The 22,433-nt window shown below is 47.3% G+C and carries 22 protein-coding genes, 1 tRNA gene, 1 other RNA gene and 2 pseudogenes; 16 read left to right on the top strand and 10 right to left on the bottom strand.

Translation table 11 applies throughout. The features are described 5' to 3' along the window. Positions 1 to 36: 36 nt before the first annotated feature. Entirely contained in the window at positions 37 to 624 is a 588-nt protein-coding gene (locus GJ688_RS05090; protein WP_207708757.1) for a YdcF family protein, read from the top strand. Between the two features lie 212 nt (positions 625 to 836). Here GJ688_RS05090 and GJ688_RS20550 read toward each other — a convergent pair. Continuing rightward, positions 837 to 923: pseudogene (locus GJ688_RS20550) on the bottom strand (manganese catalase family protein); the annotation flags it as partial. 142 nt (positions 924 to 1,065) lie between these two features. On the opposite strand from GJ688_RS20550, the gene GJ688_RS20260 reads away from it, so the two are divergent. The 5 genes from GJ688_RS20260 (at position 1,066) to GJ688_RS05065 (ending at position 5,400) form a co-directional block, all read left to right on the top strand. Beyond that, positions 1,066 to 1,305, top strand: coding sequence for a hypothetical protein (locus tag GJ688_RS20260; protein WP_170291678.1), 240 nt, complete (start codon positions 1,066 to 1,068; stop codon positions 1,303 to 1,305). Positions 1,306 to 1,372: 67 nt separating this feature from the next. Next, positions 1,373 to 3,022: a recombinase family protein gene (locus GJ688_RS05080; RefSeq protein ID WP_170291677.1), complete on the top strand. Its 1,650-nt coding sequence runs from the start codon at positions 1,373 to 1,375 to the stop codon at positions 3,020 to 3,022. Positions 3,023 to 3,216: 194 nt separating this feature from the next. Further along, a complete protein-coding gene (locus tag GJ688_RS05075) occupies positions 3,217 to 3,861 on the top strand; it encodes an accessory gene regulator ArgB-like protein (RefSeq protein ID WP_155475456.1) in 645 nt (214 codons plus the stop codon). Between the two features lie 34 nt (positions 3,862 to 3,895). Further along, entirely contained in the window at positions 3,896 to 4,018 is a 123-nt protein-coding gene (locus GJ688_RS05070; protein WP_155475455.1) for a cyclic lactone autoinducer peptide, read from the top strand. Between the two features lie 11 nt (positions 4,019 to 4,029). Then, positions 4,030 to 5,400 (top strand): sensor histidine kinase, encoded by a 1,371-nt coding sequence (locus GJ688_RS05065; RefSeq protein ID WP_155475454.1) that lies wholly within the window; start codon positions 4,030 to 4,032, stop codon positions 5,398 to 5,400. 136 nt (positions 5,401 to 5,536) lie between these two features. Here GJ688_RS05065 and GJ688_RS05060 read toward each other — a convergent pair. The 3 genes and pseudogenes from GJ688_RS05060 to GJ688_RS20545 form a co-directional block, all read right to left on the bottom strand. Next, positions 5,537 to 5,635: pseudogene (locus GJ688_RS05060) on the bottom strand (manganese catalase family protein); the annotation flags it as partial. Positions 5,636 to 5,664: 29 nt separating this feature from the next. Further along, a complete protein-coding gene (locus GJ688_RS05055; protein ID WP_155475453.1) occupies positions 5,665 to 5,922 on the bottom strand; it encodes a spore coat protein CotJB in 258 nt (85 codons plus the stop codon). Positions 5,923 to 5,955: 33 nt separating this feature from the next. After that, complete coding sequence (locus GJ688_RS20545; protein ID WP_155475452.1) at positions 5,956 to 6,663, bottom strand: spore coat associated protein CotJA; 708 nt, start codon at positions 6,661 to 6,663, stop codon at positions 5,956 to 5,958. A 251-nt stretch (positions 6,664 to 6,914) separates the two neighbouring features. Here GJ688_RS20545 and ssrA point away from each other — a divergent pair. Then, positions 6,915 to 7,267: a transfer-messenger RNA gene (gene ssrA / locus GJ688_RS05045) on the top strand. A 346-nt stretch (positions 7,268 to 7,613) separates the two neighbouring features. On the opposite strand, the gene GJ688_RS05040 is transcribed toward ssrA, so the two are convergent. Both GJ688_RS05040 and GJ688_RS05035 read right to left on the bottom strand, forming a co-directional pair. Next, on the bottom strand, positions 7,614 to 8,849 hold the full coding sequence (locus tag GJ688_RS05040; protein WP_155475451.1) for an MFS transporter: 1,236 nt from the start codon (positions 8,847 to 8,849) through the stop codon (positions 7,614 to 7,616). 156 nt (positions 8,850 to 9,005) lie between these two features. Continuing rightward, positions 9,006 to 9,479, bottom strand: a complete 474-nt coding sequence (locus tag GJ688_RS05035; RefSeq protein ID WP_155475450.1) for a MarR family transcriptional regulator — start codon at positions 9,477 to 9,479, stop codon at positions 9,006 to 9,008. A 236-nt stretch (positions 9,480 to 9,715) separates the two neighbouring features. On the opposite strand from GJ688_RS05035, the gene GJ688_RS05030 reads away from it, so the two are divergent. Beyond that, positions 9,716 to 10,000 carry a hypothetical protein gene (locus GJ688_RS05030; protein WP_155475449.1) on the top strand — a complete coding sequence of 95 codons (285 nt, stop codon included), beginning with the start codon at positions 9,716 to 9,718 and terminating at the stop codon, positions 9,998 to 10,000. Positions 10,001 to 10,453: 453 nt separating this feature from the next. On the opposite strand, the gene GJ688_RS05020 is transcribed toward GJ688_RS05030, so the two are convergent. Both GJ688_RS05020 and GJ688_RS05015 read right to left on the bottom strand, forming a co-directional pair. Beyond that, positions 10,454 to 10,993 (bottom strand): hypothetical protein, encoded by a 540-nt coding sequence (locus GJ688_RS05020; protein WP_155475447.1) that lies wholly within the window; start codon positions 10,991 to 10,993, stop codon positions 10,454 to 10,456. 38 nt (positions 10,994 to 11,031) lie between these two features. After that, positions 11,032 to 11,682, bottom strand: coding sequence for a hypothetical protein (locus GJ688_RS05015; protein ID WP_155475446.1), 651 nt, complete (start codon positions 11,680 to 11,682; stop codon positions 11,032 to 11,034). A gap of 378 nt (positions 11,683 to 12,060) precedes the next feature. Here GJ688_RS05015 and GJ688_RS05010 point away from each other — a divergent pair, with 378 nt between their 5' ends. Beyond that, a complete protein-coding gene (locus GJ688_RS05010; protein ID WP_155475445.1) occupies positions 12,061 to 12,255 on the top strand; it encodes a hypothetical protein in 195 nt (64 codons plus the stop codon). A 395-nt stretch (positions 12,256 to 12,650) separates the two neighbouring features. Then, entirely contained in the window at positions 12,651 to 14,069 is a 1,419-nt protein-coding gene (locus tag GJ688_RS05005; RefSeq protein WP_170291676.1) for a serine hydrolase, read from the top strand. A gap of 442 nt (positions 14,070 to 14,511) precedes the next feature. Here the strand turns inward: GJ688_RS05005 and GJ688_RS05000 are convergent. Beyond that, positions 14,512 to 14,587: transfer RNA gene (locus GJ688_RS05000), tRNA-Thr, on the bottom strand. 234 nt (positions 14,588 to 14,821) lie between these two features. Between GJ688_RS05000 and GJ688_RS04995 the strand changes: the two genes are divergently transcribed. Next, entirely contained in the window at positions 14,822 to 15,988 is a 1,167-nt protein-coding gene (locus GJ688_RS04995; RefSeq protein ID WP_155475443.1) for an HD domain-containing protein, read from the top strand. A gap of 146 nt (positions 15,989 to 16,134) precedes the next feature. On the opposite strand, the gene GJ688_RS04990 is transcribed toward GJ688_RS04995, so the two are convergent. After that, positions 16,135 to 16,464 (bottom strand): nucleotide pyrophosphohydrolase, encoded by a 330-nt coding sequence (locus tag GJ688_RS04990; RefSeq protein ID WP_155475442.1) that lies wholly within the window; start codon positions 16,462 to 16,464, stop codon positions 16,135 to 16,137. A 186-nt stretch (positions 16,465 to 16,650) separates the two neighbouring features. Here GJ688_RS04990 and GJ688_RS04985 point away from each other — a divergent pair, with 186 nt between their 5' ends. The 5 genes from GJ688_RS04985 (at position 16,651) to GJ688_RS04965 (ending at position 22,272) form a co-directional block, all read left to right on the top strand. After that, on the top strand, positions 16,651 to 17,325 hold the full coding sequence (locus GJ688_RS04985; RefSeq protein ID WP_155475441.1) for a TetR/AcrR family transcriptional regulator: 675 nt from the start codon (positions 16,651 to 16,653) through the stop codon (positions 17,323 to 17,325). A 96-nt stretch (positions 17,326 to 17,421) separates the two neighbouring features. Further along, positions 17,422 to 18,570: an HlyD family secretion protein gene (locus tag GJ688_RS04980; protein ID WP_155475440.1), complete on the top strand. Its 1,149-nt coding sequence runs from the start codon at positions 17,422 to 17,424 to the stop codon at positions 18,568 to 18,570. A gap of 117 nt (positions 18,571 to 18,687) precedes the next feature. Next, positions 18,688 to 19,455, top strand: coding sequence for an ABC transporter ATP-binding protein (locus tag GJ688_RS04975; RefSeq protein WP_155475439.1), 768 nt, complete (start codon positions 18,688 to 18,690; stop codon positions 19,453 to 19,455). An 11-nt stretch (positions 19,456 to 19,466) separates the two neighbouring features. Then, the gene (locus GJ688_RS04970) at positions 19,467 to 20,606 is read left to right on the top strand and encodes an ABC transporter permease (RefSeq protein ID WP_170291675.1); all 1,140 of its coding nucleotides are present in this window, start codon (positions 19,467 to 19,469) and stop codon (positions 20,604 to 20,606) included. A gap of 328 nt (positions 20,607 to 20,934) precedes the next feature. Beyond that, on the top strand, positions 20,935 to 22,272 hold the full coding sequence (locus GJ688_RS04965; RefSeq protein WP_155475438.1) for an acetyl-CoA hydrolase/transferase C-terminal domain-containing protein: 1,338 nt from the start codon (positions 20,935 to 20,937) through the stop codon (positions 22,270 to 22,272). The last annotated feature ends 161 nt before the right edge of the window (positions 22,273 to 22,433 follow it).

Here is a 22,433-nt window from a genome sequence, read left to right as displayed (position 1 = left end):
TCTAGGGCGAAAAGAAAAGCTGAGGAGGGATAATCTTTGGCCCGTTTTTTAAAAATTAAATTTTTATGGACTTTGCTAGCCTTTAGCATTTTTTTCTTATTGTTAAGTTTTGCCGGTGATTTTCTGGTAGTGGCGGAAGAGCCTAAAATAGCAGACGCGATTATTGTACTGTCCGGAGACGACGGGGGTAGAACTGAACGTGCCGTTGAACTATACCGCCAAGGATACGCGCCATACCTCATACTCTCCGGCGGCCGCATATACCAAGAAACAACCATGGCCGAACTGATGATGCAACATGCCTTAAAGTTGGGGGTCCCGAAAGAAGCGATCGTTCTTGAAAACAAATCCAGCAGCACCTACCAGAATGCGGTTCACAGTAAGGAAATAATGGAAAAGTATAAGTTTAAATCTGCGATTGTCGTTTCCTCGAACTATCACATGAGACGCACGCGAGTGGTCTTTGAGCAGGTCTTCCAAGGAACAGGCAACGTTTTTGCATACGTACCCTCTGCTGATCAGGATTATAATCCGGCCAGATGGTGGGAAAAAAATCGAAGTATCATGGTAACGATTACTGAGTACATAAAGCTGATCGGGTACGTTTTAAGGATGGCGACATAGATGTTGGAATTCCCTTAGGGTAACGGCCAAGGGAGCATTCCTTGGGGAGTTTTTTCTTTTCGCTGAGCGATTCAAATACCACAAGCGGCGATTAACCTACTTATGTAAAATCACACACAAAGGAGAAAGGAACATTTCTTTTCTCCTTTTACGTTTCTTTCGGCAAAATACCCGTCAAAACCGCTTGCCTTTTCATATCAACATATAAAAAACCCTTTAGCTTTCTTGGTAGGCATGGAATAACGTTGGGTGAGGTAACGCAGCGAAGCAGCCAATTCAGAGTCGGGACCGCCAGACTGACAAAAACGATAAGATAGCCGAAAGAGGCGGCTGAAGCTCACAACCCAAACAAACAGGGGAGTGGGCTTTTTACTTCGGCCAAGCCACCTGGACAAGGCCTGTTGCATATATGTAGACAGGAAACCTAGAGGTGGTGTCTGCATGTCTCAATATCAACCGGCAGAAATCCGAGAAATGCTGTTGAAGCTTTTTTTTCAGTGGGCTTTGGAAGACAGAGAGAGGGCAAAAATCGATAAAGGAGATGAGACGCCGGAGCAAGGAGGTGTCAGCCACGACAAGGAGACAAAACCTCAACAAAGAGACCCCAAACAGAGAGAGTCCCAACAGAGACACCCCTTACAGAGAGAGCAGCCAGAGAGTCAAGAGCAAAGAAACAGGTAAAAGACACGCTAATAAAAACACAAACCCTGCAACAAAGGCAGCCGTTACGGATGACATAGAAATCATCATGGATAACAGAGAAATCGTCACCGATGACATAGTAATAAAGCCGCGACAATCGGGAAACTTCGAAATACTCACGGATATCAAAAGCACGTTGAACATGCCAAACCTCTCCGTAGGTGGATATATCCGCGTATCCACGGCGAAGGAGGGGCAGAAAACAAGCATTGAAAACCAAGAAAAATACATACGGGAATGGTGTGAAGTCAACGGATACCAGTTGCATCAGGTGTATATCGATGTCAAAAGCGGCCAGTTCGCCAGGTTGCGTTCCGATTTGCACAAAATGCTGACGGACATTGAAGAAAAGAAAATATGCGGGATCGTCACCAAGGAAATCGCCCGTTCCTCTCGGGATGTGATGGACACGCTCGAACTAAAGCGCAATCTAAGTGATCAAGGAGCCTTTCTCATCAGTATTCGAGAAAATTACGACAGTCGCACCGACGATGATGAGTTCCTTCTTATTATCCACGCGGCCCTCGCCCAGAAAGAGCGGAAAACAACCAGTTCCCGCGTCAAAGTCACCCAAATGCTCAAAGCTAAGGAAGGCCGGGGCAACGTTCCCCCGCCGTACGGGTACCGCTATGGAGAAGATGGCCGCTATCTTCCCGATCCCCTAGAGGCTCCCGTCTATCACAAAATGGTCGAAAACTTCTTGAACGGCCGATATGGCCGGTTAAAGATCGCTAAAGAATTGAACCGGGAGAATACACCGGGGCCTCGTGGCGGAAAGTGGTGTCCTTCTTCCGTGAAGTTCATCCTGGAAAACCCCGTTTACCTAGGAATCATGATCTACAACACGACGACGCTCATCCGGACCGCCGGCGGGGAACGAAAAAGAGTCATCCGCCCGCAAGAAGAATGGGTGGTCGTTCACGAGGCTCATCCGCCGCTGATCACGAAAGAGGATTTTGATCGAGTTCAAGATTTGATCCAAAGGCGGCGTGCGAAGGACAACCGGGACCAGTGGAGTTTTGAGAAAAAGTACTTGCTGAGCGGGCGCATCTATTGCGGCGTCTGCGGCGGACGGATGCACGGCTCCTATTTTCGTCAACGATATAAAGTCAAATCAGAAGAAGAAAAAGAGTGTTTTTTATATCGCTATGTTTGTCAAGGAAAAAACGGCCGCTGCGATCGACCGATGAAGTATTACAAGATGCAGATCATCGACCAGATGATCCTGGATGAGATCACAAAAGTGCTCCACAAACTAATCAACCCAGAAGAAGCAGGGCGGTACGTTCAACGCCATAAAGATCTCTTTCATAAAAATCTGTCCAAAGAGCGAAAAGAGCGAGAACACTTGAAAGTGCGAATAGACAAAAATAAGAAAGCCATGCTCTTGCAACAAGTGGCATACGAAGAAGAAGCCATCGATTTAGAGGAATATAAAATGCGCCTAGCCAAGCTCCGAGAGGAAAAAGATCAATTGGCGCAAAAGTTAGAACGGCTGAACCAAAAGATGGCCGCTACCGATTCCGCAGAGGAAACCGTACAGGCCATAACTCATCACATCGTTCGTTCCTTAGGTAACATAGGACACCTAAGCGGCGACCGAAAACGCAGCCTGATCGATCTGATGATATCCCGGGTGGTTGTCTATCCCCAGCATCAAATCGATATCCAGTGGAGTTTTAAAAAGATAATATAACTTGAAACATCGACTACTAGTTACTAAATTCGACATAAATAAAAAAAATAAAATAAAAAAATCAAAAAAATAAGGAGGAAAAACAGAAAAAGTGGAGAATATTGGTCGGTAAATTAAACAAAACAAAATTCATGAAAAAATACCCCGATTATGTAAAACAGTGAAAAACGTTATGAAGCAAGGGAAGGGACTCTATGGATCGCCTATACAATCGGGCTGCTCAAATCCTGGCACAGATATTAGGTAGTGACGAAGAAGAACGTGCTGTTTACTTGTACGCCCTGCGAGTATGGGGAAGCACCCTGATGAATTACATACTCATGATCGTTTTTGGCTGGATGATCAACTGCCTACTGCTAGTGCTCGTATCGAGTATCTTTGCCAGCGCCGTCCGTATCTACGGCGGGGGGGCGCACCAAAAACGTTCCGAAATGTGTGCCTTTGTCACCGTTTCGATTCATCTAATTAACGCGCTTATCGTCACCTATTACAGGGAAGCATGGGCTTCACAGGGATGGCTCATCACCATAGCCGCTTTTGGCTTTATCACCTGGTCCATATATCGATATGCCCCTGCGGCAGCACCGACAAAACCGCTGACAGACGAAGAGAAAAAAAGATACAGAAAACGTGCGATTGTGGCATACTGCATGGCCCTGCCCACATTGGCGGTCTTGTATATGTCTCCGTATACACCAGTGGCCTATGCAGGGATCTTAGGCCTTACCTGGCAAGCCTTTACCATGACAAACTCCGGCTTTGCCTTTGCCGCTTTCATCGATAGGATTGCCGATCAACTCATGCCCCCGAGCGGCCCTCAAATCTTCCATCACTCCTAACGAATCGAAACAGACTATGAGGAGGTGATTCGGAATGAAGTATCGCATTTTGGCTCTTTTGGCTATGGTGCTCACTTTCCTGGCTCAAGTCGGCTCGGCTTCAGCTTGTTTTGTTCATGGTTATCAGCCTGAAGTACCCAACAGTCTGAAAAAATAGGGGGACCAACGATGGAAGATTTGAGGGTCCTTTTTTTTTATCAAATATTTGAACCGGCCATTTCCTTAATCCCAGGTCTCGTGTTAATGGGGCAACAAGTTCCGCGGAAAAAGCTTTGGCTGTATTCCATCCTAACGGGACTCATAGCATGGCTGATTCGTGGTTTACTGAGTCAGTATTTATTTGGACTACACGTGTTCCCACTCATGTTCGTCTCTATCATCAACGCATTTGTCATTTTGAACATCCCTGTTGGATACGCCATAACGACGGTCGTCCTTGGCTTAAGTCTGATTGCCTGTATGGAAGCATTTATCATGCCCTTCGAAACCGAAATGCTTGGAAACATGCCATACGTTCTCAATTATTCAAGCACGCATATCGTCGGCGGATGGATGACACTCACCGCGATCATTATCCTGACGGTGATCATTAAAGAGGTTAAGAAACAAGTCGAGAATAAAGCGCTCATCGCGATATCGGATATGCCTTTAGCTGAAAAAGTAAAAAACCTGGAAGCAAATGTTCAGATGGTCATCACATGTATAGCTCTCATGCTATTCATTGTCATATACTTAATTATGTTTTTCTCCAACTGGTCCAAATACTTTTTTGGCGAGGAAGCGAATGTTTCGAATATGGTCAGGACCGTAGGGGCCAGTACCCTCGTCCTGACCATCATTATCATCATATTGATCAGCAAAATCATGACCATGTATCGAACAGCCCTGCATAGCGTCGAACTGGAACAGAACTTGGAAAAGTCGAAACTGCTTGTCGATCAGTATAGAAAAAATCAACATGAGTTCTTAAATCATCTGCAAGTCATATTTGGATTCATCCAGATTCAAAAGCCTGAAATGGCGCTGGAATACATCAAAGAATACGATATTCGGTACCGGCAGGGGATCAATATCGGGAAAATCGCACGGGCCGACGTAGGCGCGATCATTGTCAGTAAAATGAGCTCGAAAATCGGAGAAACGACGAAGTTCATTATGAATTTCGAAAACGACTTGGCCTGTATTCCCATAAAGTCTAACGAAATGGTCTCGTTACTGGGTAACTTATTGCAAAACGCCTTGGAAGCTGTGCAAAAAGTGGAGGAAACGGAACGGTTCATTGAAATTGAGACGAAAAGGGCTGATAAGGCAACCCTAATCCAGGTTTCCAATTCCGGACCTGTCATCCCGGCAACGATGATCCACAAGATCTTTGATTTCGGCGTCTCCAGCAAAGAAAACCCTAATTCCGGGGTGGGATTATGCTTAGTAAAATCCATCGCAGAGAAGTATAACGGAATGATTCATGTAGACAGCAACGAAGCGAAGACGACCTTTTTGGTGTCTATCCCCGATGTACCCGATGACCTAAAGACCTAAAGACCTAAAGACCTAAAGACCTGACGACCCGACGACTAGACGTAACTGACGTAACCGAATGTCGAGCAAAAGGGTGGCGGCGGTAATCGTATTCGCCGGGACAGCCGCCCGTTGATTCATCTTATCGTTCTTGACAGTCGGGACCGCCGTACTGGGCAAAAAGATATTTAGCCATCCCGATGTCGCATTTTTCCACGCGGACCGGGTATTGCAGTTTTTTCTCATAAATCCACATGCTGGTTTATCGACCTCCCCGATCCAGACTCAATACTCGATTTCCCAAGGCCAGGGCGCTTCGATCCAGTTCCAGGGGTATTTTCCAGCAGCATGACTTTCCACGGTCAATAGATCATATTTGTGTTCGTAAGCCATTTTCAGCTTCTTTAACTCATCGACAACACGGCTGTAGTCTCGAAGGGCAGCCCGGTTGTCTGGATGGGTATCCAAAAAGAGGTTTAAGTCGATGGCGACGAACTCAAGTTCCTGAATTCGCCTCAGCAGGTCACGTTGGCATCGATCCATTTTCCTCACAATCCCTCCCGATAAAATGACTTATTAGGGGCGGCGACGGACATAGGGCTGATAGAGCGGGGGGAAGATAGTACCTTTGCATAAGGCCTCCGCGGGGGAGTAAAAAGGCGGGCAATAAGGCTGCCAGGGAACATGGGCTCGGGCGAATGTCCATCCAGCCACACAGGTATCACAAGGGGATATGGCTTCACCGTATTCCGGCATCGTCGGGCAAGGCATCGGTCTATAGGGCATTTGCTCGATCGGTGCAGTCTCGACAGGCATGGGCATCGGGGGATAGGGAGGCATCGAAGGACAGGGAGACACTGGCGGACAGGGAGACACCGGCGGCATGGGAACGTATTCAATGGGTGCAATAATCGGTTCCTGAGGTGCACAGGGAACAGGTGTGCAAGGAACAGGTTCGCAGGGAGTCGGTTGACAAGGCACCGGTTCACAAGGGACCGGCTGGCAAGGCATCGGTTGGCAAGGGACTGGTTCGCAAGGTACAGGCTGGCAAGGGACCGGCTCGCAGGGGACCGGTTGGCAGGGTACTGGCTCCATCCTCACCGGCTCAATCACTGGCGGCGGTGGAGGCGGAGGAGTTGGCGGAATAGGTTTCATCTTCGGCACTTGTGCCTCCGGAGCCACTTGAACGGGTGGAGCCGGGGGTGTAGGCGGCATCGGGGCCGCTGGTGGGGTATAAGGCATTTGCGGTGGCATCGGGTAAACGGGCGGTTTCATCCGATTCATGTAAATGAGCACCTCCTCATGTTCGCTCCATCATATGCCAATTAAGGCATGATGGTACTACCGACGCTCAGATTTGGACAAAGAAATCGAACCCTAAAAAATCATCAAGTCAAATTCCTTAAAAATCATCCTTTGATTTGACTGGTTTGTATTAACATTGAAAACCCAAACACTTTCGGGTATACTATAGCTACGTTCGGATACCCTCCGATCACCTGGAAGGCTGATCAGGCCTTCAGGAAGATGAACATGGGGGCGTAATGGTTTCGACGGGGAACGTGTTTGCTTGGGATGCGAGCCGGGTTGCCGCCAGGACCGTAAAAAGGGCGGAAGGCTTTAATTGCCGAAGATAACTACGCTTTAGCTGCTTAATTGCAGTCTAACCTCTTCTCCTCTGTGCTCTCGGTGAGGATGTAAGGGGTCATTTAAGAGAGCTGGCTTCGACCAATTCTCGGAGGTCCAAGCGAGATTTATCGAGATAGCCTGACCAACGCTCTGTCTGCCGTGCGGAAGGAAGGCGAAATCTAAAACGACAGACTACGCTCGTAGTGTCCTTTGTGGGCATTTCTTCGGACGCTGGGTTCGACTCCCGCCGCCTCCACCAAAATTATGGTAAATGCCTGTTAGACGTGTTGCGGATGACAGGTTTATTTGTCTTTCGTAACAGTGTTCGACTGACTTAAACGCATATATTTAGTGTCATTCGGACACCTCATTATTCTGTTGGAAAAAACGGAAAGTGAGGTGTCTTATATTATGCCTATCGTTGGCAAGAGACCAAGAGCGGGGAAGGTATCAGAACGGCGATTGGTGACCCGGGAAAATGTGCTAGCTGAGTTAAACCTAATGGATAATAAACCCACACAACGTGGAGATGTCAGTGCCGGATTTGCGCGTATCCCTCTAATAATCAAAAATAAAGGGATACTTGCCTAAATAAAGTAGGTAGTTTACACATTTGCATGCGTACTCTTGTACAAAACTGGTATTGCCGCTGCTATAAGGATCATACCCATAAAGGCGGGTGCGGCATGACCTAGTGATACATAGATTTGACCTCCAATGATAGGTCCAATCATTCTTGCTAAAGCCTGAATCGATTGGCTACCTCCTTGAATCCGTCCTTGTTCACTAGAATCGACAGATTTGGAGAGCATCCCATTGAATGAAGGCCCGAAAATCGAATCACCAAAGCCAAATATAAACATTCCGGCGATAAAAAGAGGATAGAATGAGAACAACGCCGATACTGCAATAAGACTGTAGCCGATAATCTCCGATGCCATGCCTAGAATTGCTATCTGTTTATCACTACGTTTTATCAAAAGCTTAGGCATTATGAAACCTTGTGAAATGATGTCTTGGAGGCCTATAATCGAAAACATAAGTCCGATTAATGCAGGCTTCCATCCGAAAGTATCCATTGTAAATTGTGAAAAAACTGCCTGTAAAGATCCGTTGGGTATCCAAAGTAAGAACGCTGAGACAAGCAGCATTTTTAAGTTGTTCATGGAAAGCACGTTTGCAAGCTGTGTGAATGGATTCAGTCTTACCAAGGTAATCTCTTTCAGTCTATTATTCTTATCAAGGCTCTCCGGCATAAAAAAGAATCCATAAACAACATTCAATAAAGTTATGATTGCTCCAAAATACATGGGTACAGAATAACCAAATTTGGCAAGTAATCCGCCTAGAGCTGGGCCAATGACGGTGCCTACACCTACAACCGCACTCATCCATCCAAAGTATTTGGTTCGCTGCTCTCTAGGAATGATATCTGCAAAATATGCGAAGATAGTGCTTATGCTTCCGCCTGTTATACCTTCTATTATGCGCCCAGCAAATAATACCCATAGAGCTCCTCCGATGCCAAAAACGAAGTACCCGATTGCAGAACCCAAAAGGCATACTAAGAGCAATGGACGACGGCCATATCTGTCGCTTAAAGCTCCAAGTACGGGGGACGCAAAAAACACGCAGACTGCGTAAACAGAGGTCAGCAGCGTAACAACAATAGCTTGATCTCCCGGATTGCTTATATAAGGCTGCACTAAGAATGGGACGACAGGTGCTATGATACTGAAGCCGATTCCGCAAAGAAACACAGACATAAGACCGAAGAGTAAAGCCTTTTTATCTACGGTTGGTTCTGTGTTCTGTTCATGGTTTGATCTGAATTCGAACATTTAAATTCTCCCTTTACAAGCTGCGATTTTGTTTCCTTGGAAGCATATTTATCGTATGATAATTTTGTTTCCTTGTCAACAAAATTATCGCAATAAAAATGCAGCCCGTTCTCAATGGAGTTGGGCTGCCTGTGGTTTCATTTTCATGATACAAATTTATTCTGGCTTAATATCTACAGCCAGTTTCTTTATTTCTGCATCCAAATGCCTACTATACTTTTCCACAAAGCTAAGCATACTGTCAAATTGTTCCTCGGTTATCTGCTCAAATACAGCTTTATCCCGTTCTTGAAACTCTTTGTGCAGTTCGTCATGGATTTTATAAATTACTTTCCCTTGCTCAGTAAGCCTAAAATAGATTTCTTTCTTGTTATCCGGCTTCTGGTAGCTTTCGATAATGCCTTTTTCTATGAGCTTCTTAGCTATTTTACTTATGGCACCGCTAGTCATATAAAAGGATTCCGCAAGTTTTGTTACGTTGGAATCTACATTTTTTCCAATGTATTCGATGCAATGTACTTCAGAAGACTTATAACCCTTAAGACTGTCTTCCATCTTAGACTTATTAAGCCAAACCATCTTGTTATATAAGTCCCTGAAACCCATTATGAGCTGTTCTTCTTTGTTCATGGCCTGTCCTCCCGCCCGCTGGTGCATTAACAATATTATAATCATTTTTGTTTCCATTTCAACAATATAAAAAGTTATTTTTAAAATGGAAATTGACTAGTTCCTCGATATATTCTATACATAGGTATAAAAACCTGTAGGCGGGAATCCTGAATGGCTTAGGATTGCTTTTTTAGCCCTGTCCTTGGATAGGCGTTCAAAACTACGTAACCAAATATAATAAGGAGATAAACAAAATGAAAATTGAACAAATTAAAGAGCGGTTGGAACAATTACGAGCCAATACACCTGTTATCGCAGGTATGAAGCATGAGTATGAGATAATAGAAGAAAGACAGTGGGTGAATCTGTACATAGAGAACGATCACTATTCCCACACCATTTCAGCAGGGAAGAATCTTCTGAGTGGGTATGCAATGAGGTATGATCACCTCACGTTTAATTTTCCTGAAGGGGAGTTCAATGAAGAAACGTGGACTAAAATCATTCATGAGATAGCTTCATTGGAAGAAGAGATCTAATCACGCATTCAAGTGTAAAGGTAGTGGGGTAACACCTGCTACCTTTTTCTTATCCCCCCCAATACTATTTTTCGTCCGGTTGCGAGGGCTCTCTGCCGACGAATGCGTCGAAACGAGGAATCGCCTTCGCAGCCGATGCCACCAATGCTCAACCGTCTATGTGGGGACGGCATCAGAGCCAAGGGAAAGAACAGGGTCCTCGGATGATGGGGACCCATATCAAAGATATTCTTTCCTCGTTAGTGACTGCCGGAACGATAAGCCAAGCACAATCCGATCTGATTTCAACAGCCCTGCCCCAACCACCACAAAATTCCTTGAACCAGTTGGTGACTAATGGTACCGTAACTCAAGACCAACTCAATGCAATTCTGCAAGCCCTTCACGGGGGACAGTTTTTTTCGATTATCGTATACGGGGTTTCGGTAACCATAAACCATAGCTGGTTAGAATCTATAACTGGTTAATGATTTGGATTAAGGTATTTTTCGTGTCTTCAACGCTCTTCTCTACTTTTAACCAGGTGCAATATGAGTATTTAGTATCCTTAATCGGAACAATGATATAGATCTCGTACCATACGGTGTCGTCTTCAGATGCAGCAGAATAAGAGCGTTCCAAAAGGAATAGTTTTCCTCTACCAAGTGGTGTGGTAATATCTTCGGTATCTTTTATTAAACTATGATTTGGCAAGTTAATATATCCTTCTCCGCCTAAGTAGCACTCACCGAGTTCCTCGCCCTTTGCGTTAATATATAAAGGTGGAGAGGCTGTAAAATCGATCCTCAAATTGACAGGAAACAGGACGTTATGTAACTTCGTAGTCAAACTTTCCGAGATAGTAACCATTTTGGATTGCTCACCGACTTCGAAATTGACTTTCTGAGTGTTGAAGTGTGGGATGTTTAGAGTGACAGGTAAATCGATTTTGTTTTGGGAACAGCCTGTCATTAAGAATGAAACTACGATGAATCCTAAGATATATCTCTTCAATTCATTCTCCTTTCCATCAACACTGTGGACAAGCTGATTTACACCGTAATACGGATTTGAATTTTCGACGTTTCTAAACCGAGACGCCGTTGAAGCTCAGGTGTCACTTCTACAACAATCGTCGAACCAGGTTGAAGAGATTCAAATATGTAATGATAGCCAGAAACGGTGGTTCCGCTGGAAGCCTGCATATCAAAAGGAACATCGGATAGGATTTTCAGGTGATCGTGATAGTCGCCGTTTTCCTGTAATCCTTTCAGAGGACCCATTTGCTCATACTTGGCGGGGAGCGTCGAAGACATTTGAGTCCGCTGTGATAGGACAAGTCGAATCTTTAAATCATGTATCTCCAACACTCCGTCGCTGGGGATGGGAGTATCATTAACGGTCATAGTATAATGACAGAGTTTTTCTGCAACAGAGACGAGTTGTTCCTCGGTCATTATTTTCAGAGCCACTTCGTTAAACTTTTTATAATCTTCAAGTTCCTCTTGTAAGGCCAGGTTTGATGTAGCCGAAGGGGAACTATCTTGAGAGGTTGATGGATTTTCTATAGAAACCGTCTTTATAGGCTGCGACTGATGAGTAGCACTGCATCCGGTCAATGTGAACAGCAACAGGCAGCAGCTTATTGCGGCTTCTGTCGTCAATTTGTTGCTATTGAAATTTTTCAACAAGCCCGATTTCACCATAGTAACCTCCCCATGTATATCGATTGCATTGATCCCTAATGAAGAAGCATCCTCGCCAGATAATCAGCATCCATCAGATGGGATTAATGGAGACTATTTAGATATATGGATGAAGTTTTCCTATTGAGATTGGAAAAATACTTCACACCGCCTTTAGAGCGCATCGGCCTGCAGAATGTTGATGATGATGATCGTCGGAGAAAATGTAAGGGTACTCGACAGGGAAACAACACTTTTGAAGCTCCACTTAGAAGGGTGGCTTTTTTTGCCACGGCTTAAGCCTATATACGAAAAGATAGTAGAAACTTTACAAACAAAAGAATGTCTAACTCGTACCTATTATTGCTATAATTGCTATTGAAAGGGAGGTTAGAGATGATAGGGATAAACTATGCGCAAGTGGAGCAGCTCTTCCTGGAAAAAGGCATCGACGACGACAAACTATTATCTGCCGGAGAGGTTAAGGAAATCGTTAAAGAAATCATATTGATAAACAATGCAGCTATAGAAAAGAAGTTGGCCGACGCCATGGCGAGAATTTTTGGTATACCACTGAACCCAGAGCATTAGCATAAGAGAAAAATGTAAAAACAGCTTATAGAGAGCGCCGAGTCTGGCGCTTTTTTGATTTTTACCTGCTGTAATCTTCATCGGTCAGGGCATCTGGACAATTTCGCCAAAAACAACGCCTCAACCGGTAAAGAAAGAACTTCCTCCGATCGAATCAACCCTGTCTCCAATAGTCGGGGAAGTCACGCCTAAACCAGCTAATCTTTCACCGACAAGCAAACTCAACCGAGAGCGCCTGATTTTGTGTAAAGTTAAAGCCCCGATCTCCTGTTGTGGATGTCGGGGCTTTTGTCTTTATAACTTCTCATTAAGAATAGGGATTGCAGGTTCGCTGCTATATCCCCCATAATGATGGGTGAAAAGCAAATAAATGGATTGAAGGGATGGAGGATATTTTGAAGGAAGCTCCATTTACTCGGCTGGTAAGAAGTAAAATATTTGTTATTCCCGTAATTCTATCGGTAGCTACCTCGATTTTCCCTATTCAATTTGCCACCGCAGCTTCTGTATCTGCGCAGACCCAAGTTGTGCAATCTTCACCTTACCAACAGATTCTCGACGACGTGGTTACAAAAGGTTCGCCGGGAGCGATGATGCTGGTTCAAAAACACGGAGAGAAACCCGTTGTTACTGTTAGTGGGTTGGCTGATACTTCCTCCAATGATAGCATGGACGCCATGATGCAATTTAGGGTGGGAAGTGTAACCAAAACCTTTGTTGCGACGACAGTTCTCCAACTTGAACAGGAAGGTAAATTAAATATCGAAGATTCCGTAGAAAAATATCTTCCTGGATTGATTCCGGACGGTCAAAACGTAACCCTTCATCAGTTACTAAACCATACTAGTGGACTTAATGACTATGCTACAGACCCACAGTTCCTTGGGATGCTCGCCCTTGATATGAAAAGGGACTGGAAACCACAGGAACTCGTTGCATTTGCAACCCAAAAGACATCCCTACCTAAAGGGCAATTTTATTACAGCAATACAAATTACATAATCCTCGGCCTAATCGTGGAAAAAGTCGACGGGATGCCCCTCGATACTTCCATCAAGAACCGGATTATCAAACCTCTAAAACTTAAGAAAACCTATTTGGCTACTGAGGAAAATCTTGAGGGGACTTATGCCCACGGATACATGGATATAAACATGGATGGTCAAGTCGAAGATATTACTTCAATCAGTCCTTCTTCCGCCTGGGCTGCCGGCGCGCTTGTTTCCAATATGGGTGATCTTGCAACTTGGGCTAAAGCGCTTGGCACAGGAAAACTGCTAAACGATATCGAGCGAAAAAAGATGATGACCTATGTAGATGCCAGCAGCATTCTCGGAACGGGTGTTCAATATGGATTAGGGATCGGTTGCTACAAATCGACGCCAATTGGGAAATTACTCGGTCACAGCGGCAATGTTCCTGGTTACTTAACTGAGATTGCGTATTCTCCAGATAAAGATTTATCCATCGTATTGATGATAAACACCAATCGAAATGACTTAATTAAAGAGGCGGAAGGGAAATTACTTGCCCAACTGGCCATACCTACAGTAGAAGAACTGAAAGCTAAGCCAACCAGTATTTCCCTTTCAGCTGGTGCTACAAAAAAGCTTAAAGTGACGGCGAAACTAAGCAACCACTCGTCTTCTGATGTGACATCGACTAGTACTTATGTCTCAAGCGACCCTGAAGTAGTTACAGTGGATCAAAATGGCTTGATTACCGTTTCATCAGACGCAAAAAGAGGTAAAACGGCAAAAATCACTATCACGTACGGTGGTAGGACTTGCAAAATAGGTGTCCGGGTTAAGTGATACCATTGAAAATTTAATCAATGCCTGAGCTAATGCATTGATTAAAACGTATGTTCTAATTTGCCTCCTTTGCGCTATAATGTTCGCAAAGGGGGCGTTTATATGTTCGAATGTGCAGAACACTATGACCAAACCTACCCAGAGGTCGATACCATCGATATCACCACAACCACACTGAAGGTCAGCGTTGACAACGGCCAAACCCGTTTTGAGTGAATCACCAGACCGTCCGCTCTCAATTTGATTAAGTTGAGCTTTAATTGTAGAGGAAAGATTTACGATCGCATATGCGAATGGCAGAAAAAAAGCGCCGAATAAGGCGCTTTTTCTACGTCCGCCGTCAGAGTCTGCCGTCAAAAAGAGACTTTGAAATTCCTCCGTCAAATCGCCGTCAAAGATAAAAAATTAAAGGCTCACGATTTCTCGCAAGCCTTAATTTCACTGGAGCCGATGGCCGGACTCGAACCGGCGACCTATTGATTACGAATCAATTGCTCTACCAACTGAGCTACAACGGCGTATTTTGTTGGTTTGAAGACCGATCCCTTGGGACGAGAATCAGTGTACCACAAAGGCAAAAGCGAGTCAACTGGAAAATTTTCCAGTTGACTATTGCTGATAACCCCCGCCATTATGTCTCGACATTCGGAAGGAGATCTAAAATCGTATAAACCGGGGGATAGGAATTCGCCTGCTTTTGCCGAATAAGGACCCTATGAACCTTATTGTTCGGTGGAGGTAGGCGATCAACCATGAGTATATTCGTGTCATCCAAAGAATGTGCGATGGATCCCGTCGATCCGATCAGTCCGGACGCTCCTGGCAATTCCGGCAACCCGGTTGTTCCCGCCTCGCGGCACAACACCGGAGAAGGATGTTTAGGCAAAGAGGATCTTTTTGAGGTAATCATCAAATCGATGCACGAGGGACTGCTGCTCATCGATTGTCGTCGACGGCTCAATATTATCAACGAGGCGGCGGTACGCATCTTGGGGCTCGAAAGTGTAGCAGCCGTGCAGGGGACGTTGATCGAGGAGACTGTCGGTCTGGTCTTCAACCCAACTCCTGCGGAGTATGCTCAGTCAAGCCCTTGGAAACAAGTGCTTGAAACAGGAGTGCCTCGGTTTGGTGTGGAACGGCGAACCTTGTCGGGGAAAAATCTGCAGGTGAACTTTGTTCCGGTCGTTAAAGAGGGACAGGTCCGAGGCGTATTGGCGACGATTCAAGACGTGACAGCCAGTAAACAACTGAAAGAAAGCCTCATCCGGGCCAACCAAGAACTGGAGGAAGCCTTCTCGCTTACGCTGCCGAACTCGAAAGTGACCCTGAAGCTCAAGACGACACCGGAATATGTCGATGTCTATGACGCCGCTACAAGGACGATAACGATTACAGACATCATCGAAGACGGTTCCTATCGCCATGTCATCAACGCGCTGAAAGTGCTTGCCGATTTACATAAACAAGGCATTACCGAACAGATCGGCATCGAAAAAGATACACTGGTTCAGGCCATCCTTTTTCACGATTTAGGCAAAGTCCAGCCGAAAGCCAAAATCGGAGACGTAGTCGCACCGGCCCAGTTCTTTGAAGATGGACGAAAGCATGCCGAACGAAGTGCCGAATTTGCTGCCCATTATTATCGGCAACCCCCAGACGTAGTGGAACTGATTCGGTACCACCATCACCGGGAGCAAGAGCTTCCGGACACTTTCCCTTTTCGGCTGTTGCCCATGCTGCGCTTGCTCCAACTCGTCGACGGTCTCTCGGCCGGGCTGACGCGCCGGAAGAACCAGATGGCTTTTACCGTCGAAGGAAGCGCCATCGTCATCCGGGAACATTCGGTCCATCCCCAATACAACAACATCCGCCGTATCGACTTGTTTACCGGTGAGGTAATTGTACAGTCGATCTCATAACGGAACCGCGACATTCCTTTGACCATACCAATAAAATGATCAGAACCTTATCCTTCATCTATAACTTCAGAATTAAGCTATAGCTTCAGCATTCAGCCCAACAAAATGCCCATTACAAAGATAAACCCATCAATCGAAGGATGGGTTTAATTTTTTTTTCGCGTCCACCGGTCCTTGTCCCGGACTTCGTACTTTTCCATCGTCCGACGGAAAATATCGGCTAGATCATAGCCCCGGGAGTTGCAGAGACAGACCAAGATAAAGAGGATATCGCCGATCTCCAGTTCCATATCCCCATCGGCTTCGCCGGGCTTTTTCTTTTTCGGGCCAAATTGGTGGGAGACTTCCCGAGCCAGTTCCCCTAACTCTTCACAAAGACGGATGACGAGCGTGGGCGGATCAAAATAACCTTCTTCGAATTGAGAAATATATTCATCGACCCGGGCCTGTACTTCCTTCATCGTCAGCGAGTCCATACGCAATCACCTCAATGTTACCTTAGCCCGCTCCAAGAGTTTTGTCCAGATTCCCCTAGAAATATTATTGGAACTAGGCTATTGACAGGACTTGGCCGTCAGCTCACAATGTAAGTAATCACTCACTTTTTAGAAGTAAAGGCATTCAAAGCATGAGCAATAACTTGAACTACAGGAGGGAACTCGATGGATGATCGAAGCTTATCAGATCAACCGATTTCAACAGGTCTCCAAGAACCTTCCGATCTGCAACTCACGGACAAACAATGGAACATCCTCGACGCTGCCCTAGCAGTCTTTACAGAAAAAGGATTCAGTGCAGCGACGACGAGTGAGATCGCCCGTCAAGCCGGCGTCTCCGAGGGGACGATTTTCCGCCACTTTAAGACGAAAAAGGACATCCTGCTGGCTATGCTGGTACCGCTGATCCGAAACACGATGGGACCCAAGAGTGTGAACTCCTTGACTCAGATGATCGTAAAAAACGAAAACCTTCCCTTGCGGGAAGTGTTGCTCATGATCGCTCTCGAACGACAGGAGTTTCTCACGGATAACCAAGCCCTGCTTCGTTTGATCTTGACGGAAGCCCAATACCATCCGGAACTGCGGGAAGTGATCATCGGTGAAGTGGCCTATAAAAGCCAGGAACAACTCATCCGACTGATAGAACAGCGGCAGCAAAAAGGGGAGATCCGCCAAGACCTCCCGGCGTGGGTTTTAGTTCGCTCTTTTTTCGGCATGGTGGTGGTCTACATGCTTTCCCGGGTGATGCTGACGAAACGAGAAGCGGGAAAAGACAACCGAGAAGAGATCCTGAAGATCATCGATCTCTTTTTGAACGGAGCGGCGATGGAGAAATAGCAGACAGAAACGGAAAATTGCGAGGAAAAAAGCCAATAAAAGGTCAGGGAAATACCGTTCAGGTTCGAGGAGAACAAGGGGGAGGGGGATCTACCGATGAAGCCTGGCAAGGGTCTTGTCATAGGCGGCGTGGTCCTTATTGTTGCTGCATCGCTGTTGGGAACCGGCCTGTACGCCTCTAAGCACGGCGGCACGTCGATCATGGCCGGAATCTTTAAACCAACCAAGACACTTTATTCCGGGACGATTGAGGGCACCATGATCCCGGTTCAGCCGGAGATAGCTGGACGCATTGTCGAGCTTCCTGTTCAGGAAGGACAAGAGGTAAACGCAGGCGATGTGATCGCTATCATGGAACCGCAGACGGCGCAACTGAACCTCTCCGTCGCGGAAAATGAGCTCAAACAGGCAGAGTCGAAGCTCTTAGACCTGCTCAACGGCAGTCGTGCTGAGGAAATTCGGCGCTACCGGGCCAATGTGGATCAGTATCAAGCGACAACCGATCAGATGGCCGCTTCGTCGGCGCAGGTGAAGGCGCTCGTAGCCCGAGATGAGGAGAACTTGCGTCATGAGGAAAAGATACTCAAAGACAGCCAAACCCTCCACGATGCGGGTGCCTTGAGCAGCCGTGAACTGGAAAATGAGCAGAATAAGGTAGAGACCTTGCGAGCCCAACTGGAGAGCAGCCAGGCTCAATGGGAAGGCAGCAAAGCCCAGTACGAGTCGGTTCGTGCCCAGTTAGCTGCCGCCCAAGCGAATCTGGATCAAGCCGTAGCCGGATATACGGAACCGACTATTCAAGCTCAGAAGGCGGTCGTAGACAGTCTCCGGGAAAAAGTACGCTTGGCCCAAGTCAATCTGGACAAAACCGTCATCAAAAGCCCGGTGAAAGGTCGAGTGCTTTATAAACATGTGGAACTCGGTCAAGTCGTCAACACGGCATCGCGCCTCGTCACGCTCCTCGATGAACAGGCGCTTTGGGTGAAAGTCTATATCCCCGAGGCGGAACTGCGCAACATGGCCCTTGGGAAATCGGCTCTGGTCAGTGTCGATGCCTATCCGGAACAGGTCTTTAACGGACAAGTCACTCAAGTCAATGACAAGGCCGAGTTTACTCCGAAAAACGTGCAGACCAAGGAAGAGCGCACGGCCCTTGTCTTCGGCGTCAAGACACAACTGAAAGATGGGCTGGATGTGTTAAAGCCGGGGATGCCGGCAGACGTAGCTTTTGAAAGCACGAACTGAACCGACTATCCGACTAGATACGATTCAGCGGCTTTGCAGAACTGTACGACTGCAGAACTGCAGGACTCTGGAACTTACACGTAAGCAATACTACCCTCGCCGAAAGGAGGCAAGGGAATGGAAAAAACCGAACTGGCCATCGATTGCCGAGGCTTGGTCAAACGGTTTGGAAACTATACGGCTGTGGAAGGTGTGACCTTTCAACTGCCTACCGGAGCGATCATGGGTTTTGTCGGGCCGAACGGTGCCGGAAAAACGACGACGATCCGCTTGCTCTGTGGCGTGTTGATGCCGACAGAGGGCCATGCCACTGTTCTCGGCTTTGATGTGAAAACACAGCCCGAGGAGATCAAGCAACATATCGGCTATATGTCCCAGAAATTCAGCCTCTACGAGGATCTGACCGTTCGCGAGAACATCGACTTTTATGCAGGCATCTATAACCTCACGGGCACCTTTGCTGCTGAGCGCAAGCAGCAAGTCATCGAACGGATCGGTCTGAACGAACGATTGCCCCAACTCGTCCAATCCTTGTCAGGCGGTTGGAAACAGCGAGTCGCCCTGGCCTGTGCCTTGCTCCACGAACCGAAGCTGCTCGTCCTCGACGAACCGACGGCCGGTGTCGACCCAGTGTCCCGGCGGGTCTTTTGGCAGATCATCCATAAGTTAGCCCAAGAAGGCATGACGATCCTCGTCAGCACCCACTACATGGATGAAGCGGACACCTGTGATTACCTGGGATTCGTTTTCTATGGCCGGCTGATCGCCTTTGGTACACCAGCGGAGATGAAGGCAAAGGAAAACAAAGCGAATCTGGATGATCTCTTTATCTATTATGTCGAACGGGAAGCCGTCGACGATCCGCGCAACAAGGGAAACCGGTAAGGGGGAGAAGGGTGAAGAGGTTTAACTGGTCCCGTTTTTTGGCCATCTTGGTCAAGGAGTTTCGCCAAATCGCCCGGGATAAACCGAGCGTCATCATGGCCGTCGGGATGCCTGTGATCATGCTTTTGCTCTTCGGATACGCCGTCAATACCGATGTAGACCACATGCCGACGGTCGTCTGGGACCAGTCCATGAGCCAGGACAGCCGTGAAGTGATCAGTTCCCTGCGAAACTCCACCTATCTCGACCCCGATTTTTACGTCCGGGGATATGATGAGATCAGACGCTATCTAGACGGATCATCGGCCCGAGTCGCCGTCATCATCCCTCCCGACTATGGCAAACAGGTGCAAGGCAGCGGCAACACGACCGTGCAGGTTCTCGTCGATGGTTCCGATCCGACGGCCGCCCGGGCTGCCATGTCAGCGGTACAGACCGTTGGCTTCAATACCGGCTGGGAGGTGCAAGCGGACCGGCTCGCCCAGCAGGGGGGAGCGACGCCGGTTCTGCCGGTACAGGTGGAGACTCGAGTTTGGTATAACCCCGATATGAAATCGCTCGTCTTTAACATCCCTGCACTGATCGGATTGATCATCCAAAACGTCATTGCCATGCTCACCGCTTTTTCGCTGGTTCGGGAGAAGGAGCGGGGCACCTTGGAGCAATTGGTCGTGACGCCGGTACGGCCCACTGAGCTGATGCTTGGTAAACTCGTACCCTTTGTGATCATCGCCTTCGTTTCGCTGATGCTCATCCTGAGCGTCGGCATCCTTTGGTTCGGCGTTCCGCCGAAAGGAAGCCTCCTGCTGCTCATCTTATTATCGATGCTGTTTGTGACGACCGTTCTCGCCATCGGCTTGCTCATTTCTACGATCTCTCGAACCCAGTTGCAAGCTATGCAAATGACCATCTTGTTGATTCTTCCGTCTATTCTGCTTTCTGGCTTTATCTTTCCCCGCGAAACGATGCCTCTCTTTCTGAAGGGATTGGGTGGTATCGTTCCCTTGACCTATTTCTTAGTCATCGTCCGGGGGATATTTTTAAAAGGGATCGGACTGGAGTACCTCTGGAAAGAAACACTCGTCCTAGCGACCTTTTCATTGGTCCTCTTTTTCCTTGCGGCCAAGCGGTTCCGTAAGAACCTCGACTAAGAGTGAATTCGCAAATAATTGTTTGAATGCTTATCCTTTACCGAACTCCTTACTTAAATTGAATGGATGAATTGGAACCAAGTTTGTGAACGAGTTACGAAAAAGTGAACGGCAGAGAAGTTTAGCCCGTTAAAAATTTAACTACGCAGTACCGTAAGACCGCTTCCGAAGGGAGCGGCTTTTTTCGTAATATCCTGCAAATTCCAAAGAACCTTACCATTTGGGGTATTTACTGGCAACAAAAATTTCAGTATAATCCAAATAGTCTATACATTCGTTCAATCCTCCTTATAGGAGCAAGAAAAACTACAGGGGGTAGCTTAACAGAATGAGCCTGCAAGACATCTATCGTTCGAAACTCGTTTCGCCACAACAAGCGGCACAGTTAGTCAAATCGGGGGACTGGATTGAATACGGCTTTTGTGCAACGGCCCCGCGAGCCTTTGACACCGCCATGGCGGAACGAAAAGAGGAATTGTTCGATGTAAATATTCGAGTCGGCGTTTCCGTACACCCCTCGAAGGCCTTCGAATCGGATCCGACTGGGGAGCACTTCACCTGGAACTCTTGGCACTTCACAGGCCTTGATCGCAAGTATGCTGGCATGGGTGCCGCCTTCTATAACCCGATCAAATTCTCCGAATTACCCCGCTATGTACTGGAAAATCAACGGACCGACATCTTCGTAGCCCAGGTGGCTCCGATGGACAAGTTCGGCTTCTTCAACTTTGGTGTCAGCAACAGCCATCATTACGGCGCTGTCGCACGGGCCAAAAAGATCGTCGTGGAAGTCAACGAAAAGATGCCTCGCGTCCACGGCGGCTATGCCCACGGCATCCACATCGACCAGGTCGATTGCATCATCGAAGGAGATAACCTGCCTCTGCCGGAGCTACCTTCAGCACCGCCCAGTGAGGTCGACCGCGCCATTGCCCAATTGATCATGAAGGAAATGCATGACGGCGACTGTGTCCAACTCGGTATCGGCGGCATGCCGAACGCCCTCGGTGCTATGATCGCCGAGTCTGACCTCAAAGATCTCGGCGGTCATACGGAAATGCTCGCTGATAGCTTCGTCGATATGTTCATGGCCGGACGGATGAACGGACGCCGCAAAAACATCGACAACGGCCGGATGGCCTATACCTTCGCCTTAGGCAGCAAAAAACTATACGATTTTCTCGACGACAACCCCTTCTGCGCCAGCTATCCCGTCGATTACACGAACTCCGCCGAAGTGGCCGCCAAGATTGACAACCTCGTCACCATCAACAACGCCGTCGAGATTGATCTCTTCGGGCAGGTCTGTGCGGAATCGGCCGGTGTCCGCCACATCAGCGGTCAAGGGGGTCAGTTGGACTTCGTCATCGCCGGCTATCTCTCCAAAGGGGGCCGCAGCTTCATCTGCCTGTCATCGACATACAAGGATAAGCAGGGTAACCCCAAATCGCGCATTCTGCCGACGATTACCCCAGGGGGGATCATCACCGACACCCGTTCCAACACCATGTACGTCGTGACCGAGTACGGCATGTTCAACTGCAAAGGCCAATCGGCCTGGCAGCGGGCGGAAGGCTTGATCGGCATCGCCCATCCCGATTTCCGGGAAGAGCTGATCAAAAATGCCGAAAAGATGGGCATCTGGCGCCGCAGTCACAAACGGTAGACAAAGGGAGCCAGTACATATTAGGGAATTCAATTCACAAGCCCCCGAAGCAATTCGAAGATTCGAAAGGCCGGGGGCTTATTTTTTACCTATACTTCATGAAATCTTTTTGAGAAATGAGACTTTTGGCGGAAGGTAACGAATTCGTCGATGTCGAATAG

Origin of the sequence: Heliobacterium mobile, from assembly GCF_009720735.1 — a bacterium.
Taxonomy (GTDB): Bacteria; Bacillota; Desulfitobacteriia; order Heliobacteriales; family Heliobacteriaceae; genus Heliobacterium; species Heliobacterium mobile.
Note: the sequence above shows the minus strand (reverse complement) of the source record. Positions and strands in the feature narration are given on the sequence as shown.